Source organism: Actinokineospora sp. PR83 (assembly GCF_021056305.1).
GTDB lineage: Bacteria > Actinomycetota > Actinomycetes > Mycobacteriales > Pseudonocardiaceae > Actinokineospora > Actinokineospora spheciospongiae.
In genome coordinates this window covers 23,138-40,366 of sequence record NZ_JAJCXD010000012.1, presented here as the reverse complement: position 1 = coordinate 40,366, position 17,229 = coordinate 23,138, and the positions used below count along the sequence as shown (strand labels likewise).

Annotated in this window: 5 protein-coding genes and 2 pseudogenes; 4 read left to right on the top strand and 3 right to left on the bottom strand. The window is 75.5% G+C overall.

What is annotated here, in order from left to right:
- Positions 1–1,527, bottom strand: a pseudogene (locus tag L6E12_RS04260) (type I polyketide synthase); the annotation flags it as partial.
- Positions 1,528–1,759: 232 nt separating this feature from the next.
- Between L6E12_RS04260 and L6E12_RS04255 the strand changes: the two are divergent.
- The 4 genes from L6E12_RS04255 to L6E12_RS04240 are packed head-to-tail and all read left to right on the top strand — an operon-like array spanning position 1,760 to position 5,636.
- Positions 1,760–3,172 carry a glycosyltransferase gene (locus L6E12_RS04255; RefSeq protein ID WP_236226554.1) on the top strand — a complete coding sequence of 471 codons (1,413 nt, stop codon included), beginning with the start codon at positions 1,760–1,762 and terminating at the stop codon, positions 3,170–3,172.
- Positions 3,172–4,230: a DegT/DnrJ/EryC1/StrS aminotransferase family protein gene (locus L6E12_RS04250; RefSeq protein WP_236226553.1), complete on the top strand. Its 1,059-nt coding sequence runs from the start codon at positions 3,172–3,174 to the stop codon at positions 4,228–4,230. The genes L6E12_RS04255 and L6E12_RS04250 overlap by 1 nt, the downstream gene beginning before the upstream one ends.
- 16 nt (positions 4,231–4,246) lie before the next feature.
- Entirely contained in the window at positions 4,247–5,425 is a 1,179-nt protein-coding gene (locus tag L6E12_RS04245; protein ID WP_236226552.1) for a cytochrome P450, read from the top strand.
- A gap of 19 nt (positions 5,426–5,444) precedes the next feature.
- Complete coding sequence (locus tag L6E12_RS04240) at positions 5,445–5,636, top strand: ferredoxin (RefSeq protein WP_236226551.1); 192 nt, start codon at positions 5,445–5,447, stop codon at positions 5,634–5,636.
- A 154-nt stretch (positions 5,637–5,790) separates the two neighbouring features.
- Here L6E12_RS04240 and L6E12_RS04235 read toward each other — a convergent pair whose 3' ends face one another.
- Both L6E12_RS04235 and L6E12_RS04230 read right to left on the bottom strand, forming a co-directional pair.
- On the bottom strand, positions 5,791–11,790 hold the full coding sequence (locus tag L6E12_RS04235; protein ID WP_236226550.1) for a type I polyketide synthase: 6,000 nt from the start codon (positions 11,788–11,790) through the stop codon (positions 5,791–5,793).
- Between the two features lie 34 nt (positions 11,791–11,824).
- Positions 11,825–17,188 (bottom strand): annotated as a pseudogene (locus L6E12_RS04230) (SDR family NAD(P)-dependent oxidoreductase); the annotation flags it as partial.
- Positions 17,189–17,229 lie beyond the last annotated feature (41 nt).

The window sequence follows — 17,229 nt, the reverse complement described above, 5'->3', positions numbered from 1 at the left end:
ACCCCCGTCCCGCGCCCAGGCCGCGAGCGCGGCCCGCAGGGCGTCCCCGTCGCGGCCGGTGACCGCGAGCCGGTGCTCGTGCCGCGCCCGGGTGGTGGCCAGCGACAGGGCGACGTCCCCGGCGGTGCCGGGCGTGTCGGCGAGCCGCGCGGCCTGCCCGCGCAGGGCCTCCGGCGAGCGCGCCGAGAGCACCCAGGGCACAGCCGGGTCGATCCACTTCGCCGGTCCGCCGATGGCCGGGGCGGCCGGTGGGGCCTGTTCCAGGATGACGTGCGCGTTGCTGCCGCTGAACCCGAAGGACGACACACCGCACCGCCGCGGCCGGTCGCCGCTGTCCCACGGGCGCTGCCGGGTCAGCAGTTCGACCGCGCCGGTCGACCAGTCCACGTGCGGTGTCGGCGGTTCGGCGCGCAGGGTCGCGGGCAGGGTGCCGTGCCGCAGCGCCTCCACCACCTTCAGCACGCCGAGCACACCCGCCGCCGCCTGCGTGTGCCCCAGGTTGGACTTCAGCGAGCCCAGCCACAGCGGCCGGTCGCGGTCCTGCCCGTACGCGGCGATGAGGGCGCGGGCCTCCACGGGGTCACCGAGGGCCGTTCCGGTGCCGTGCGCCTCCACGGCGTCCACATCAGACGGTCGCAGGCCCGCGTCGGCCAGTGCGGCGGCGATGACCTCGCGCTGGGCCTGTTCGCTCGGCGCGGTGAGCCCGGCCGAGGCGCCGTCGGAGTTGATCGCCGACCCGCGCACCACGGCCAGCACCCGGTGGCCCTCGGCGCGCGCGGTGGACAGGCGCTCGACGAGCAGCACCCCGACGCCCTCGCTCCAGGCCGTCCCGTCCGCGCCCGCGCCGAACGGCTTCGGCCGCGCGTCGGGTGCCAGCCCGCGCTGCCTGCTGAAGGCGAGGAACGCCGCGGGCGTCGGCATGACCGCGACGCCGCCGACCAGGGCGCGGTCGCAGTCGCCGTCGCGCACCGCCCGCACCGCCAGGTGCAGGGCGACCAGCGAGCCGGACGACGCGGTGTCCACGGTGAGCGCGGGCCCGCGCAGGCCGAGGGAGTAGGCGATCCGCCCGGAGGTGACGCCCGCCGCGGTACCGGTGTGCAGGTGCCCCTCCGCGCCGTCGGCGTTGAGCAGACCCGGCCCGTACTCGTGCGACTCCGCGCCGACGAACACGCCGGTGGCGCTGCCGCGCAGGGTCGCGGGGTCGATCCGCGCGCGTTCCAGCGCCTCCCAGACGACCTCCAGCAGCAGCCGCTGCTGCGGGTGCATCGCCTCGGCCTCCCGCGGGGAGATCCCGAAGAAGCCCGCGTCGAACTCCGCCGCCCCGGCGAGGAACCCGCCCTCGCGCACGTAGCTGCGCCCCGGTGCCGCCGGGTCCGGGTCGTACAGCGCGTCGGTGTCCCAGCCCCGGTCGGTCGGGAACGGGCCGAACACGTCGCCGCCGTCGCACAGCAGCCGCCACAGCCGCTCGGGCGAGTCGACGCCGCCGGGCAGCCTGCACGCGGTGCCCACGACGACCACCGGGTCATTCATGCCGGTTCCTCCCATGACGCTCGGACCGCCCCACGCACTGGCAGGCACAACTGGGTCACAGCGACGCAGCGTATGGGCGGTGCAACCCGGTTTTCCCTACAGGAAGCGCGTTTCCGGCGGAGTGCGCGACCCGGCCCGGTCTAGGGAATTCCCACCCGCCGCGGTGGGACAAAAGACCCTCGGGGGCGCACGCGCCCGTGGAGCAGCCCGCCCGAAAGGTGTCATCCCCATGCCAGCAAGTCCGCGGCCGATCCTGTTCGTCAGCCTGCCAGAGAGTGGCCTGTTCAACCCGGTGCAGACGATCGCGGGCGAGTTCGCGCGGCGCGGCGTCGAGGACCTGTGGTACGCCACCGACGAGGAGCGCCGGGGCGACGTCGAGGCGCTGTCCGCCGCCTCCGAGGTCCACTTCGCCCCGCTGGGCGACGTGGTCCCGCAGCTCTCGGTCTCCACGTGGGACGACGACGTCTACGCCGAGGTGACCGGTCCGGACCGGTTCGCCGCGCACGCCGCCCTGATCCGGCACACCTACGACCCGGCGCTGCACGTGGCCAAGTACAAGCGCCTGGTGGAGATCGTCGACGAGGTCCGGCCCGCGCTGATGGTCGTCGAGAGCCTCACCGCGTACGCGGTGGACATCGCGATCACCCGCGGCATCCCGTTCGTGCTGGTGGTGCCATTCCTGCCCAGCAACTACGTCGTCTCGCCGGTCCCGTTCGGCCACAAGTACACCGGCGCCGACTTCCCGGTCCCGCACTCGGGGCTGTCCATCACGATGACGCCGCGCCAGCGCATCGCCAACCGCCTGTTCCGGTGGCGCACCCTGGGCATCTTCCTCGACCCGGCCATGATGCGGATGCTGCGCAAGGACAAGCGGACCCGCGCAGAGCTGGGCGTGGCGCCCGAGGCGCGCAAGTTCACCGCGAAGATCGACCACGCCGCGCTGGTGCTGGTGACCTCGCTGGCCGAGCTGGACTACCCGTTCACCGTGCCGGACAACATGCGCATGGTGGGCGCGCTGATCCCGCCGCTGCCGCAGGCCCCGGACGACGACAGCGGCCTGGACGGGTGGTTGACCGAGCGCGGGTCCGTGGTGTTCGTCGGCCTCGGCACCACCACCCGGCTGACCCGCGGGCAGGTCGCCGACTTCCTGGAGGTGGCCCGCCGGATGTCCGGCACGACCAGCTTCCTGTGGAAGCTGTCGCACGCCCAGCAGGAGCTGCTGCCCGACGGACCGCTGCCCGCGAACGTGCGCGTCGAGAGCTGGGTGCCCTCGCAGCTCGACGTCCTCGCGCACCCGAGCGTGAAGCTGTTCCTCACCCACGGCGGCGGCAACGGCTTCCACGAGGGGTTGTACTTCGGCAAGCCGATGGTCATCCGTCCACTGTGGGTGGACTGCCACGACACGGCGACCCGCGGCGCGGACTTCGGCGTGAGCCTGACGGTCGACCCGCACCGGGCCGGGGTGGACGACATCGAGCGGGCCCTCACCCGGGTGCTGACCGAACCCTCCTTCACCGAGCGCGCCCGGCACTTCAGCGGGCTGCTGCGCGCCGCGGGCGGCGCGGCGGCGGCGGCCGACCTGGTGCTGGACCTGCCCGCGCTGACCGAGACCCCGACCACCGACCACCGCGCGAGGACCTGATGGCGATCGAGTACCCCGTCTCCCGGCCCAGCATGACCGGGGCCGAACTGGCCTACGTGACCGAGGCGGTGACCAGCGGCTGGATCTCCGCGCACGGGTCCCACGTCCGGCGCTTCGAGGAGGAGTTCGCCCGGTACAACGCGGTGGCGCACGGCGTCGCGTGCTCGTCGGGCACCGCGGCGCTCACCCTCGCGCTGCGCGCCATGGGCATCGGGCCCGGCGACGAGGTGATCGTGCCGGAGATGACCTTCATCGCCTCCGCGTGGGCGGTCACCTACACCGGGGCCACGCCGGTGTTCGTGGACTGCCGCGACGACCTGGGCATCGACCCGGACCTGATCGAGGACAAGATCACGCCGCGCACGAAGGCGATCATGCCGGTGCACGTCAACGGCAGGCGGTGCGCCATGGACCGGGTCATGGAGATCGCCTTCGAGTACAACCTGCGGGTGGTGGAGGACTTCGCCGAGGCGCACGGCATCAAGCCGGTCGGCGACGTGGCCTGCTACTCCCTGTTCGCCAACAAGATCATCACCGCGGGCGAGGGCGGCATCTGCCTCACCGACGACAGGCACCTGGCCGGGCAGATGGCCCACCTGCGGTCCATGGCGTTCACCAAGAACCGCGACTACCTGCACAAGAAGATCGGCTACAACTTCCGGATGACCGCGCTGCAGGGCGCGGTCGCGCTCGCCCAGGCGGAGCGGATCGACGAGATCCTGACCGCGCGCAAGGAGATCGAGCGCCGCTACGACGAGGGCCTCGACGGCGTCGACGGCATCACCCTGATGCCGCAGCGCGACGTGCTGTGGATGTACGACCTGCGGGCCGAGCGCCGGGAGGAGCTGTGCGCGCACCTGGCGGCCGAGGGCATCGAGACCCGCGTGTTCTTCAAGCCGATGAGCCAGCAGCCGATGTACCGCGACCCGGTGTGGCCGGGGCTCAACGCCACGCGGTTCAGCGCGGACGGCGCCTACCTGCCGACCTACACCGACCTGACCGCGGCCGACCAGGACTTCATCATCGGCCGGGTCCGCGCCTTCTACGGCGCGAAGTGATTGGGGTGTTGTGCACATGACGGTTTCCGACCAGGACATCACGGCGTTCCCGGTCCGGGTGCCCGGCGCGCCCTACCCGCCGTGCCCCTACGCGGAGTTCCGCGAGCGGCCCGGCCTGGTCCGCTCGGAGCTGCCCACCGGGAGCAGGGTGTGGCTGGTGACGCGGCACGAGGACGTGCGCGCGGTGCTGACCGACCGCCGGATCAGCTCCAACCCGGCCCGCGAGGGCTTCCCCAGCGTCGCCAGGACCGGTGGCGTGCCGAGCCAGGAGCAGATCCCCGGGTGGTTCGTTGGCATCGACCCGCCCGAGCACGACCGGTTCCGCAAGGCGCTGATCCCGGAGTTCAGCGTGCGGCGGATCAAGGAGTGGCGGCCGCTCATCCAGGAGACGGTCGACCGCTGCCTGGACCGGATGCTGGAGCTGGGCGGTTCGGCCGACCTGGTCGCCGAGTTCGCCCTGCCGGTGCCGTCCCTGGTCATCTCCACCATGCTGGGCGTGCCGTTCGTGGACCGGGACTTCTTCGAGTCGCGCACCAGGACGCTGGTGGACCTCAAGGCCAGCACAGAGGACGAGCGCGACCTGGCCGTGCGGGAGCTGCTGCGCTACATCGGCAGGCTCATCGCGCTGAAGCAGAAGCGACCGGGTGAGGACCTGGTGTCCCGGCTGCTGGCCACCGGCGTGCTCAGCCCGCAGGAGCTGACCGGCGTCATCATGCTGCTGCTGATCGCCGGGCACGAGACCACCGCGAACAACATCGCGCTGGGTGTGGTCACCCTGCTGTCGAACCCGCGGTGGATCGGTGACGAGCGCGTCGCCGACGAGCTGCTGCGCTACCACTCGGTAGCCGACCTCGTCTCGCTGCGGGTGGCGGTCGAGGACGTGGAGATCGGCGGCCAGCTCATCCGGGCCGGGGAGGGCATCATGCCGCTCATCGCGGGCGCCAACCGCGACCTGGCCGCCTTCGAGCGGCCCGACGAGTTCGACCCGAGCAGGTCCGCGCGCCAGCACGTGGCCTTCGGCTACGGCGTGCACCAGTGCCTGGGGCAGAACCTCGTCCGGGCCGAGATGGACATCGTCTACCGGACGCTGTTCCGGCGGGTGCCGACGCTGGCGATCGACGCCGACGTCGACGCCCTGCCGTTCAAGTACGACGGCACCATCTTCGGCCTGCACGCGCTGCCGGTCCGCTGGTGACCACGAGAGGAGCGGGAACATGAGGATCGATGTGGACCCCGGGCGCTGCGTCGGCGCGGGCCAGTGCGTGCTGGCCGCGCCCGCGCTGTTCGACCAGGACGAGGCGGCCATGGTGGTGCTGCTCAACGGCAACCCCGCGGGCGCCGAGGTCGACGCCGCCCAGGACGCGGAGAACGTCTGCCCGTCCGGGGCGATCACGCTGACCCCCTGAGCCGGGTACGGCGAAGCCCCGGTCCCGTTCGGGACCGGGGCTTCGCCGTGCTCGGCTGTCGTCGTCGGGTCGCACCGCACGGCCCACCGGACAGCCACACCGCGGTCGACCGGGTCCGGCTCCGATGGCGGCCGGTCGACCGCGGCGGGTCACCTCACAGGGTGGCCAGCCACTCCTTCATGGCCGCCGCCGTGGCCGGGGAGTCCTGCTGGGCCAGGGAGAAGTGGTCCGCCTCGATGGTCAGCACCGCGTCCGCCGGGACCAGCAGCCGCTGCTGCTCGTGCTCGGTGCTCGCGTCGGCGGTGTCGAACAGCGGCCTGGCGCACCGCACCAGCAGGGTCGGGGCGGTGGTCGGCGGGGCGTCCAGGGCGGACATGCGGTTGAGGTACCGCGCCATGGCCGAGAGCCGGGTGCTGTCCACCGCCACCGACGGCGAGTCGATCTCCTCGGTGAACATCCTGGCCAGCACCTGGTAGTCGATGGGGTCCTCCCGGTTGTGCCGCACGCTGAGCGTGTCGAGCATGATCACGCCGTCGGCGCGCACACCCCACATCTGCTCCAGCAGACCGGAGACGGCCAGCGCCAGGGCACCCCCCGAGGAGTGGCCGACCAGGACGAACGGGTCGCCGTCGCCCGCGTGCAGCACGCTCTCCGCGGCGGCGCGGGCGATGGCCAGGGCCGAGGTGGGCAGGCTCTCCCCCGCCGCGAAGCCGACCAGCGGGAGCGCCTGCACCGTGCGCTCGCCCCGGAAGTGGGCGGCGACGCGCGCGTACTGGTGCACCCCGCCGGTGAGCACGGGCGCGCTGAGGCAGATCAGCCTCGGCCCGGTCGGGCCCTCCGCGAGCGTGACCGGTGCGGGCAGCTCGTCGAGCTCCGCGGGGGTGTCGAACTCCGGGCGCAGGTCGGCGATGGCCTTGAGCACCGTCCACCCCCGCTCGATCTTGCCGTCGCGCACGGCGTCGAAGAACATCCGCCCGATCGTGTCGGACGGGGAGCCGCCCGGGGTGGGCGCCGACAGGTCCACCTGGCCCGCGAGCTGCCCGCGCAGCCACCGCGCCAGCTCCGCGGGCGTCTTGTGGTCGAACACGACGGTGCTCGGCAGCCGCAGGCCGACCGTGTCGGCGAGGCGGTTGCGCAGTTCGACCGACATCAGCGAGTCGAAGCCGGATTCCAGGAAGTCGCGCTCCGGGTCGATCTCGCTCGCGTCGGCGTGCCCCAGCACGGCCGCCGCGTAGCCGGAGACCAGTTCGTGCAGCACCTCCTCCTGCCCGGCGGGGGACAGCCCGCGCAGCCGGTCGCGCAGCGTCGTGGTGGACACCTCGGCCGCGTCGGCGGCGGTGCGCCGCCGGGGGGCTCGCAGCAGGCCGCGCAGCGCCGGGTGCGTGCCGGGGCCGCCCTGGGCCCCCGCCTTCACCGCCAGCGGCACGAGCAGGGTCTCCTCGGTGGCCGTCGCCGCGTCGAACAGGGCCATGCCCTGCTCGACGGTCAGCGGCGTGGAGCCCGAGTTGGCCATCCGCCGCAGGTCCGCCTGCGACAGCGACCCGGTCATGCCCGCGTCCTGCGCCCAGGCGCCCCAGGCCAGCGACAGCGCCGGGCGGCCCGCGGCCCGCCGCCGGGCGGCGAGCGCGTCCAGCGCGGCGTTGGCCGCCGCGTAGTTCCCCTGCCCCGCGCTGCCCAGGACACCGGAGATCGACGAGAACAGCACGAACGCGTCCACGTCCCCGGCCAGTTCGTCCAGGTGCTGCGCGGCGTCCACCTTGGGCCGCAGCACCGCCGCCAGCCGCTGCGGGGTGAGGGTGGTGAGGACACCGTCGTCGAGCACGCCCGCCGTGTGCACGACCGACCGGACGGGGTGTTCGGCCAGCAGCGCGGCCACCGCGTCGCGGTCGGCCACGTCGCAGGCGACCAGCGCGACGTCCGCGCCGTGCCCGGTCAGCTCGGCCACCAGCTCCCGGGCGCCGGGGGCCTGCTCGCCGCGCCTGCTCACCAGCAGCAGCTCGCGTACACCGCGGGCGGTGACCAGGTGCCGCGCGAGCGCGCTGCCCAGGCCGCCGGTGCCGCCGGTGATGAGCACCCGGCCGTGCGGGTCCCAGGTCCTGGGTTCCGGCGCGGCGTCGAAGCGGGCGAGCCGGGCCACGGCGGCGGCGCCGCCGGTGAGCACGGCCTGCGTCTCGCCGTCGGCCAGCAGGGCGGGCGCGGCGGCCACGAGCGCCGTGGACGCGTCGGTGCCGTCCACGTCGAGCAGCAGGAACCGGCCGGGGTTCTCGGCCTGGGCGGCCCGCACCAGGCCCCAGGCACCGGCCGCCGGGACGTCCGCGCCGGACACCGCGCCGGAGGTGGCGAACACCAGCGGCACGTCGTCGGCGCGCTCGTCGGCCAGCCACGCCTGCACCGCCGCGAGCGCGGCGGCCGTGGCCTCCTGGACGGAGTCGCCGGTGATCGGGGCGAGCACGAACTCCGGGCGGGCCGCGAGGACGGTGGCCGCGGTGTCGCCGTAGGCGATGACCCGGCAGCCCGCGCGGACCAGGGCCTCACCGAAGCCGGAGGTGTCGACGCCGAGGACCGCCCAGGTGCGCCCGGTCACCGGCGAGGTCGGCACCGGGACCCAGTCGAGGCGGAACAGCGAGTCGGACCCGCGGCGCACCGGACCGGCCGCGACCGGCTCGCGCAGCGCCAGCGAGGCCACCGACAGGACCGGCAGGCCCGCGGCGTCCACCGCCGCGACGGCCACGGCGTCGCCGCCGAGGGAGGTGACCGCCACCCGCAGCAGCGCGGGACCGGAGGCGTGCAGCGAGACGTCCTGCCAGGAGAACGGGGCCAGCACCCGGCCGTCGGCCTCGGGCAGGAACGCCACGGCCTGCACCACCGAGTCCAGCAGCGCCGGGTGCACGCCGAACGCGTCGGCGTCGGTCACCGAATCGGGCAGGGCCACCTCGGCGAACACGGTGTCCCCCGCCCGCCAGGCCGCGCGCAGGCACCGGAACACCGGACCGTACTCGGCGCCGTCGTAGTGGTGGGCCAGGTCGACCGGTTCGGCGTCGGCGGGCGGCCACGGCACGGCCGCGCCCACCTGCGCGTCCGCGCCGAGCACACCGCTCGCGTGCGGCGTCCACGGGTCCGCGCCGCCCTCGGGGCGGGAGAACACGGCGACGGGGCGGCGGCCCCGCTCGTCGGGGGCGGCGACCCGCACCTGCACCGCGACCCCGCCCGCCTCGGGCAGCGCCAGCGGGGCGGCGATCGTCAGCTCCTCCACGGCTTCGCAGCCCGCCTCGTCGGCCGCGCGCAGCGCCAGCTCCAGGAAGCCGGTGGCGGGGAGGGCGACGCCCCCGGCGACAACGTGGTCGGCCAGCCACGGGTGGGTGGCCAGCGACAGCCGCCCGGTGAGCACCAAGGCGCCGTCGTCGTCCGCGAGCGCCACGGCGGCGCCGAGCAGCGGGTGCGCCACGGGGTCCAGCCCGGCCCCGGTGACGTCCGCCGCGCCGGAGCGGGCCCGCGGCCAGTAGCGGGCGTACTGGAAGGCGTAGGTCGGCAGGTCCACCGGCCGGGCCCCGGGCAGGAGCGCTTCGAGGTCCACGGGCACGCCGCGCACGTGCAGCGCGGCCAGCGCCGCGACGGCCGACTCCTCCTCGGGGCGGTCCCCGCGGAGCAGCGGCACCGTGACAGCACCTTCGACCGCACCGGACACCATCGCCGACAGCGTGCCGTCGGGGCCCAGTTCCAGGAAGGTGGTCACCCCGCCGTCGACCATGGCCGCGACCGTGTCCGCGAACCGGACGGGCTCGCGCACGTGCCGCACCCAGTACCCGGGGTCGGTCGGGGCACCGCAGACCAGCCCGGGCGCGGGCGGCGCGAAGGCGACGTCGGCGATGGCGGCGGCGAAGCCGTCCAGCATCGGGTCCATCAGCGGGGAGTGGAAGGCGTGCGAGACCGCGAGCCGCTTGTGCTTCCAGCCGCGCTCGACGGCCACGGCGGCGACCTCCTCGACGGCCGCCGCGGCACCCGAGACGACCGTGGCCGCTGGGCCGTTCACCGCGGCGAGCGCCGCACCCTCCGGCAGCACCGCGAGCAGGTCGGCCTCCGAGGCGGCCACGGCGAGCATCGCGCCGCCCCCCGGCAGCGCCTGCATCAGGTTCGCGCGCGCCGACACCAGGCGACCCGCGTCCGCCAGCGACAGCACCCCGGCCACGTGCGCGGCGACGACCTCTCCCAGCGAGTGCCCGCCGACGAAGTCGGGCGTGACGCCCCAGGACTCCACCAGCCGGTACAGCGCGACCTCCAGCGCGAACAGCGCGGGCTGCGCCCACCCGGTCCGGTCCAGCGCCTCGACGTCGGTGCCCCACACCACGTCCCGGACCTCGGCGCCCACCGCGGCCACCGCGGCGTCGAAGGCCTCGGCGAACACGGGGTACCGCCGGTACAGCTCGCGGCCCATGCCCAGGCGCTGCGAGCCCTGCCCGGTGAACACGACGCCGAGCCTGCCGCGCGCGGCCGTCCCCGCCACCACCCCCGGGGCGCCGCCGCTCGTGCTCCAGGCCGACAGCGCCGCGGCCAGGTCGCCCGCGGTGGTGCCGGTGGCGGCCACCCGGTGCTCGAACCGGCTGCGCCGGGCCAGCGCGACCGCCACGTCCGCCGCGCGCCACCCCGGCTCCCGCCCGACGCGCTGCACCAGCGCGGCCACCTGGTCGCGCAGGGCCGCGGCGGACTTCGCCGACACCACCCACGGCACGACCGCGGCCTCCCCGGCGGGCTCGGGCACCTCGGCGCCGTCGGGGGCCTGCTCCAGGATCGTGTGCGCGTTGGTGCCGCTCACCCCGAACGAGGACACGCCCGCCCGGCGCGGGTGCCCGGTCTCCGGCCACGGCACGGCCGCGGTCGCCAGCTCCACGGCACCGCCGGTCCAGTCCACGTGGGACGACGGGGCGTCCACGTGCAGCGTGCGCGGCACCACGCCGTGCCGCATCGCCATCACCGCCTTGATCACCCCGGCCGCGCCCGCCGCCGCCTGGGTGTGGCCGATGTTGGACTTCACCGAGCCCAGCAGCACCGGCCGCTCCCGGTCCTGGCCGTAGGTGGCCAGCAGGCTCTGCGCCTCGATCGGGTCACCCAGCCTGGTGCCGGTGCCGTGCGCCTCGACAACGTCCACTTCAGCGGCGGCAAGACCGGCACTGGCCAGCGCCTGCTGGATGGCCCGCTGCTGCGAGGGCCCGTTGGGGGCGGTGAACCCGTTGGAGGCGCCGTCCTGGTTGACCGCCGAGCCGCGCACGACCGCCCACACGGGGTGGCCGAGGCGCTGGGCGTCGGACAGCTTCTCCAGCACGAACACGCCGACGCCCTCGGACCAGCCGGTGCCGTCGGCGCTGTCGGCGAACGCCTTGCACCGGCCGTCGGAGGCCAGCGCGCCCTGCCGGGTGAAGCCCGCGAACCGCAGCGAGGTCGACATGACCGTCACCCCGCCCGCCAGCGCCAGGTCGCACTCCCCCGCCCGCAGCGCCTGGGCGGCCAGGTGCAGCGCCACCAGCGACGACGAGCACGCGGTGTCCACGGTGACCGCGGGCCCCTCCAGGCCGAAGGTGTAGGCCAGGCGCCCGGCGATGGCGCTGGCCGCGATGCCGGTGCCCGCGTGGCCCTCCGAGTCCGCCACGGAGTTGAACACCAGCGAGGCGTAGTCCTGCCCGTCGGTGCCCGCGAACACCGCGGTCCGGCTGCCGCGCAGCGCGGTCGGGTCGATCCCCGCCCGCTCGAACGCCTCCCACGCGGTGTGCAGCAGCAGCCGCTGCTGCGGGTCGATCACCAGGGCCTCCCGCGGGGAGATGCCGAAGAAGCCCGCGTCGAAGTCGGCCACGTCCCGCAGGAAGCCGCCGCGCAGGGTGGCGCTGTGCCCGGGGCCCTCGCCCGCGAGCAGGTCGAGGTCCCAGCCGCGGTCGGTCGGGAAGGGCACGATCCCCTCCCCGCCGTCCGCGACCAGCTCCCAGAGCTGCTCGGGGGTGCTGACGCCGCCGGGGAACCGGCACGCCACCCCGACGATCGCGACCGGCTCGTGGCGGCCGGACTCGACCTCCTGGAGCCTGCGCCGGGTCTGGTGCAGGTCGGCCGTCACCCACTTCAGGTACTCGACCAGCTTGGTGTCCTCGGCCGGCTTGGTGTCCTCGGGCATGGCGGATGGAACCTTCCTGTGCGGGACCGGCGGGTCAGCGCTCGCTCTGCCGACCGAGTTCGTTGTCGATGAAGGCGAAGATCTCGTCGGTGCTGGCCGACGACAGTTGCTCGGTGACGGCCGCGCCGTCGGTCCGTCCGGTGGTGGTGCTCCAGCGGGCGGACAGGCCGTGCAGCCGGGCCGCGATGCCCGCGCGGGCGACCGGGTCCGGGTCGGCACCGGCCAGCGCGGCCTCCAGCCGGTCCAGTTCGGCGACCAGGTCCGGGCCGCGCACCGCGGCGGCACCACCGCCCAGCCGGGACAGCAGGTGCCCGGCCAGCTCAGCGGGCGTCGGGTAGTCGAAGACCAGGGTCGCCGACATCCGCAGCCCGGTGACCGCCGCGAGCCGGTTGCGCAGGTCCACCGCGGTCAGCGAGTCCATGCCCAGGTCGCGGAACTCCCGGTCGTCGCCGACGTCCTCGGTCGAGGGGTGGGCCAGCACCGCCGCCACCTCCGCGCGCACCAGGTCGAGCACGAACCGGCCGCGCGCCCGCTCGTCCAGCCCGGCGATCCGGTCGGCGACCGGCACCGCGGGGGCGGTGTCGGCCGCCGTGCGCCGCCGGGGTGCGCGCACCAGGTCGCGCAGCAGCGGGTGCGGTGCGCCGGTGCGGGCACCCCGGCGCACGGCCAGCGGCACCAGCACCGGTTCACCGGCCGCGGTGGCCGCGTCGAACAGCGCGAGGCCCTGCGCCACGGTGAGCGGCGCCGACCCGGAGTCGGCCATGCGCCGCAGGTCGGTCTGGGTCAGCGCGCCCGTCATGCCCGCGTCCCGGGCCCACGGGCCCCAGGCCAGCGACAGGGCGGGCAGGCCCGCCGCGTGCCGCTGCCTGGCCAGTGCGTCCAGGGCGGCGTTGGCGGCGGAGTAGTTGGCCTGCCCGGGGCTGCCCAGGGTGCCCGCGACGGAGGAGAACAGGACGAACGCGTCCAGGTCGGCGGTCAGCTCGTGCAGGTTGCGGGCCGCGTCCACCTTGGGCCGCAGCACGGTGTCGAGCCGCTGCGGGGTGAGCGTGGGGACGGTGCCGTCGTCCAGGACACCCGCGGTGTGCACCACGGCGGTCACCGGGTGCTCGGCGGGCACCCCGGCCAGTACCTCGGCCAGGGCCGCCCGGTCGGCCGCGTCGCAGGCGGCGATGGTGACGTCGGCGCCGTGCGCGATCAGCTCGGCCTCCAGCTCCCGCGCGCCCGGGGCGTCCGGGCCGCGGCGGCTGACCAGCAGCAGGTGCCGCACCCCGCGCTCGGCGACCACGTGCCGGGCCAGGTGCGCCCCGAGCCCACCGGTGCCGCCGGTGATGAGCACCGTGCCCGCGCTGTTCCACTCGGGCACGGCCGCGTCGCCGGTGAACCGGGCGAGCCGGGCCACGCGCACGCCGCCGTCGTCCAGCACCGCCTGCGTCTCGCCCTCGGCCAGCAGCCGCGGGGCCACCGCGAGCAGCGGCCACGCACCGGCCGCCGCGTCGAGGAGCAGGAACCGGCCGGGGTTCTCGAACTGCGCGGTGCGCACCAGCCCCCACACGCCCGCCGCCGGGAGGTCCGCACCGGACACCGCGCCGTCGGTGACGAACACCAGCGGCACGTCGTCGGCGCGCTCGTCGGCCAGCCAGTACTGCACCAGTTCCAGCGCGGTGGTGGTGGCGGCCAGCGCGGAGTCACCCGTGATCGGCGCGAACACCGCGTCCGGCCGGGTTTCCAGCGCGCTGTCGGCGGTGTCGTGGCGCACGGCGCCGGGCAGGCCGCCCGGGTCCGCGCCGAGCACGGCGAAGCGGCGACCGGGAACCGGCGCGGCCTCGAACGGCGTCCAGTCCACCCGGAACAGCCAGTCCGGGCGCCGGGCCGCGTCCTCGGCCGACGGCGCGCGCAGCACCAGCCTGCCCGCGGTCACCACCGGCAGGCCCGCGGCGTCCACCGCCTCGATGCCCACGGCGTCGGTGCCCGCGTGGGTCAGCCGCACGCGCAGCGCCGTAGCGCCGGTGCGGTGCAGGGCCAGGTCTTCCCAGGAGAACGGCAGCACGCCGCTGCCGCCGTCGGGTGACCCCACCCAGCCCACGGCGTGCAGCACGGCGTCCAGCAGCGCCGGGTGGATGCCCAGCCGGTCCACGCCGCGCGCCGGGGCGGGCAGCGCCACCTCGGCGAACACCTCGCCGCCGCGCCGCCACACCGCGCGCAGGCCCCGGAAGGCCGGGCCGTAGTGGCCGCTGTCGTAGAAGTCGGTCAGGTCGACCGGGTCGGTGCCCGGCGGCGGCCAGGCCCCGGCCACGAAGTCCGGCGCGCTCTCGCGGGCGCCGGTGCCCAGGGTGCCCGTGGCGTGGCGCACCCACTCGCCGCCGTGCTCGGCGTCGCGCGAGTGCACACCGATGGCCCGCCTGCCGTTGTCGTCGGCGGCGCCGACGCGCACCTGGACGGCCACCCCGCCGTGCCGGGGCAGTTCCAGCGGCGCGGCCAGGGTCAACTCCTCCACCAGGTCGGCGCCCACCTCGTCGCCCGCGCGCAGGGCCAGCTCGGCGAACCCGGTGCCGGGGAACAGGATCCGGCCGGAGATGACGTGGTCGGCCAGCCACGGCAGGGTCGACAGAGACAGCCTGCCGGTCAGCACCGCGCCGCCGTCGTCGGCCAGGTCCACCGCGGAGCCGAGCAGGGCGTGGCCGAGTGCGGCCTGCCCGATGGCGGCGGCGTCGCCGGTGCCCGCGGACTCCGGCCAGAACCGGTCGTGCTGGAAGGCGTAGGTGGGCAGGTCCACCGGTCGGGCGCCCAGCGGTCCGAAGAACGCGGGCCAGGTGACGTCCTCGCCGCGGGCGAACAGCCCGGCCAGCGCGGCCACGGCCGTGGTCTCCTCGTCGCGGCCCGCGCGCAGCACGGGCACGGCGGCGACCGGGTCCGGTGCGGCGTCGCCGACCATCGCGCACAGCGTGGCGTCCGGGCCCAGCTCCAGGAAGGTGGTCGCCCCCGCGGCCAGCAGCGCCCGCACGCCGTCGCCGAACCGGACCGGTTCGCGGACGTGGCGCACCCAGTAGCCGGGGTCGCGGACCAGTCCCGGTTCCACCACCGCGCCGGTCACGTTGGACACCAGCGGGATCTCCGGGTCGCCGAACCCGGTGCCCGCGACGGCGGCGGCGAAGTCCGCCACCATCGGGTCCATCAGGGGTGAGTGGAAGGCGTGCGAGACGGTGAGCCGCTTGTGCTTCCAGCCGCGCTCGGTCGCGGTGTCGGCGATGCGCTCGACGTCGGCCGCGACGCCCGCCACGACCACCGCGCGCGGGCCGTTGACCGCGGCGATCGACACCGACGGCACCAGCAGCGGTGTGACGTCCTCCTCGGTGGCGGCCACCGCGAGCATCGCACCACCTGCGGGCAGCGCACCCATGAGCGTCGCCCGCGCGGCCACCAGGCGGCAGGCGTCGGGCAGGTCCAGCACACCGGCCACGTGCGCGGCGGTGATCTCGCCCAGTGAGTGGCCCGCGACCAGGTCAGCGCGCACCCCCCAGGACTCGACCAGCCGGTAGAGCGCCACCTCCACCGCGAACAGCGCGGGCTGCGACCAGTTGGTGGCGTTGAGGACCTCCGCGTCCGAACCCCACACCACGTCCCGGAGCGAACCCGGCAGGTGCCGGTCCAGTTCGGCGGCCACCTCGTCGAACGCCGCCGCGAACACCGGGAACCGCTCGTGCAGACCGCGACCCATGCCCAGGCGCTGCGAGCCCTGGCCGGTGAACAGCACGGCCAGCTTGCCCGGCCGCCCCGCGGTGCCGGTCACCACACCGGGCGCCGCGTCCCCCGCGACCCAGGCCGCCAGCGCCCCTGCCAGTTCGGCGCTGTCGCGACCGACGACGACCGCGCGGTGCTCCAGCGCGGACCGGCCGGTGGCCAGCCCGGCCGCGATGTCGACCGCGGCGGGCGCGGCCGTCCCGACGTGCCGCACGAGCCGGGTGACCTGGTCGCGCAGCGCGGGCAGCGTGCGGCCGGAGACGACCCACGGCACGACCGCGTCCCGGACCGGGCTCTCCTCCGCGGAGACCTGGTCGGGGGCCTGCTCCAGGATGGTGTGCGCGTTGGTGCCGGAGATGCCGAACGAGGAGACCGCGGCCCGGCGCGGGTGCCCGCGGCGCGGCCACGGCACCTGCTCGGTGAGCAGCTCCACCGAGCCCGCCGACCAGTCCACGCGCGCGGACCGGGTCTCGGCGTGCAGGGTCTTGGGCAGCAGGCCGTGCCGCATCGCCATGACCACCTTGATCACACCGGCGACCCCGGCCGCGGCCTGGGTGTGGCCGATGTTGGACTTGACCGAGCCCAGCAGCAGCGGGGTCTCCCGGTTCTGGCCGTAGGTGGCCAGCAGCGCCTGCGCCTCGATCGGGTCGCCCAGCGAGGTGCCGGTGCCGTGCGCCTCGACGGCGTCCACGTCGTTCTCGGTCAGGCGCGCGTTGGCCAGCGCCGCCCGGATCACCCGCTGCTGCGAGGGACCGCTCGGCGCGGTGAACCCGTTCGACGCGCCGTCGGAGTTGACCGCCGACCCGCGCACCACGGCGAGCACCCGGTGGCCGTTGCGGCGCGCGTCGGACAGCCGCTCCAGCAGCAGCACCCCCACGCCCTCGGCCCAGCCGGTGCCGTTCGCCCCGTCGGAGAACGCCTTGCAGCGCCCGTCCGGGGCCAGCCCGCCCTGCCGGGAGAACTCGACCAGCGCGCCGGGGGTGCTCATCACGTTGACACCGCCCGCCAGCGCGAGCGAGCACTCCCCCGCGCGCAGGGCCTGCGTCGCCGAGTGCAGCGCCACCAGCGACGACGAGCACGCCGTGTCCACGGTGACCGCGGGTCCCTCCAGGCCCAGGGTGTAGGACAGGCGCCCGGACATCGCGCTGGCCGCGATGCCGGTGCCCACCTCGCCGGTGCTCTCGGCGGCCGACTTCACCACCAGGTAGGCGTAGTCCTGCCCGTTGGTGCCGACGAACACCCCGGTCCGGCTGCCGCGCAGCGACACCGGGTCGATGCCCGCCCGCTCCACGGCCTCCCACGCGGTCTCCAGCAGCAGCCGCTGCTGCGGGTCCGTGACCAGCGCCTCCCGCGGGGAGATGCCGAAGAAGCCGGGGTCGAACTCGGCGGCCCCGGGCAGGAAGCCGCCCAGCAGCGTCGTGGCGCCGTCCCCCGCCAGCCCGCCCACGTCCCAGCCGCGGTCGGCGGGGACGGGTGCGATGGCGTCCCCGCCCGCGGCGACCAGGTCCCACAGGTCCTCGGGGGAGGACACGCCACCCGGGTACCGGCACGCCATCCCCACGATCGCGATCGGGTCGGTGGCGGCCGAGACCAGCCGCTGGTTCTGCGCGCGCAGGCGCTCGGTCTCCTTCACCGCCGTGCGCAGCGCCTCGACGAGCTTGTCGGTGGTGCCTTTCGGTGCGGTCACCGGGAATCTCCTCC

Excerpts from the sequence above, each read along its gene's own strand:
- L6E12_RS04255 (WP_236226554.1), top strand. The coding sequence starts at position 1,760 with ATGCCAGCAAGTCCGCGGCCGATCCTGTTCGTCAGCCTGCCAGAGAGT.
- L6E12_RS04250 (WP_236226553.1), top strand. The coding sequence starts at position 3,172 with ATGGCGATCGAGTACCCCGTCTCCCGGCCCAGCATGACCGGGGCCGAA.
- L6E12_RS04245 (WP_236226552.1), top strand. The coding sequence starts at position 4,247 with ATGACGGTTTCCGACCAGGACATCACGGCGTTCCCGGTCCGGGTGCCC.
- L6E12_RS04240 (WP_236226551.1), top strand. The coding sequence starts at position 5,445 with ATGAGGATCGATGTGGACCCCGGGCGCTGCGTCGGCGCGGGCCAGTGC.
- L6E12_RS04235 (WP_236226550.1), bottom strand. The coding sequence starts at position 11,790 with ATGCCCGAGGACACCAAGCCGGCCGAGGACACCAAGCTGGTCGAGTAC.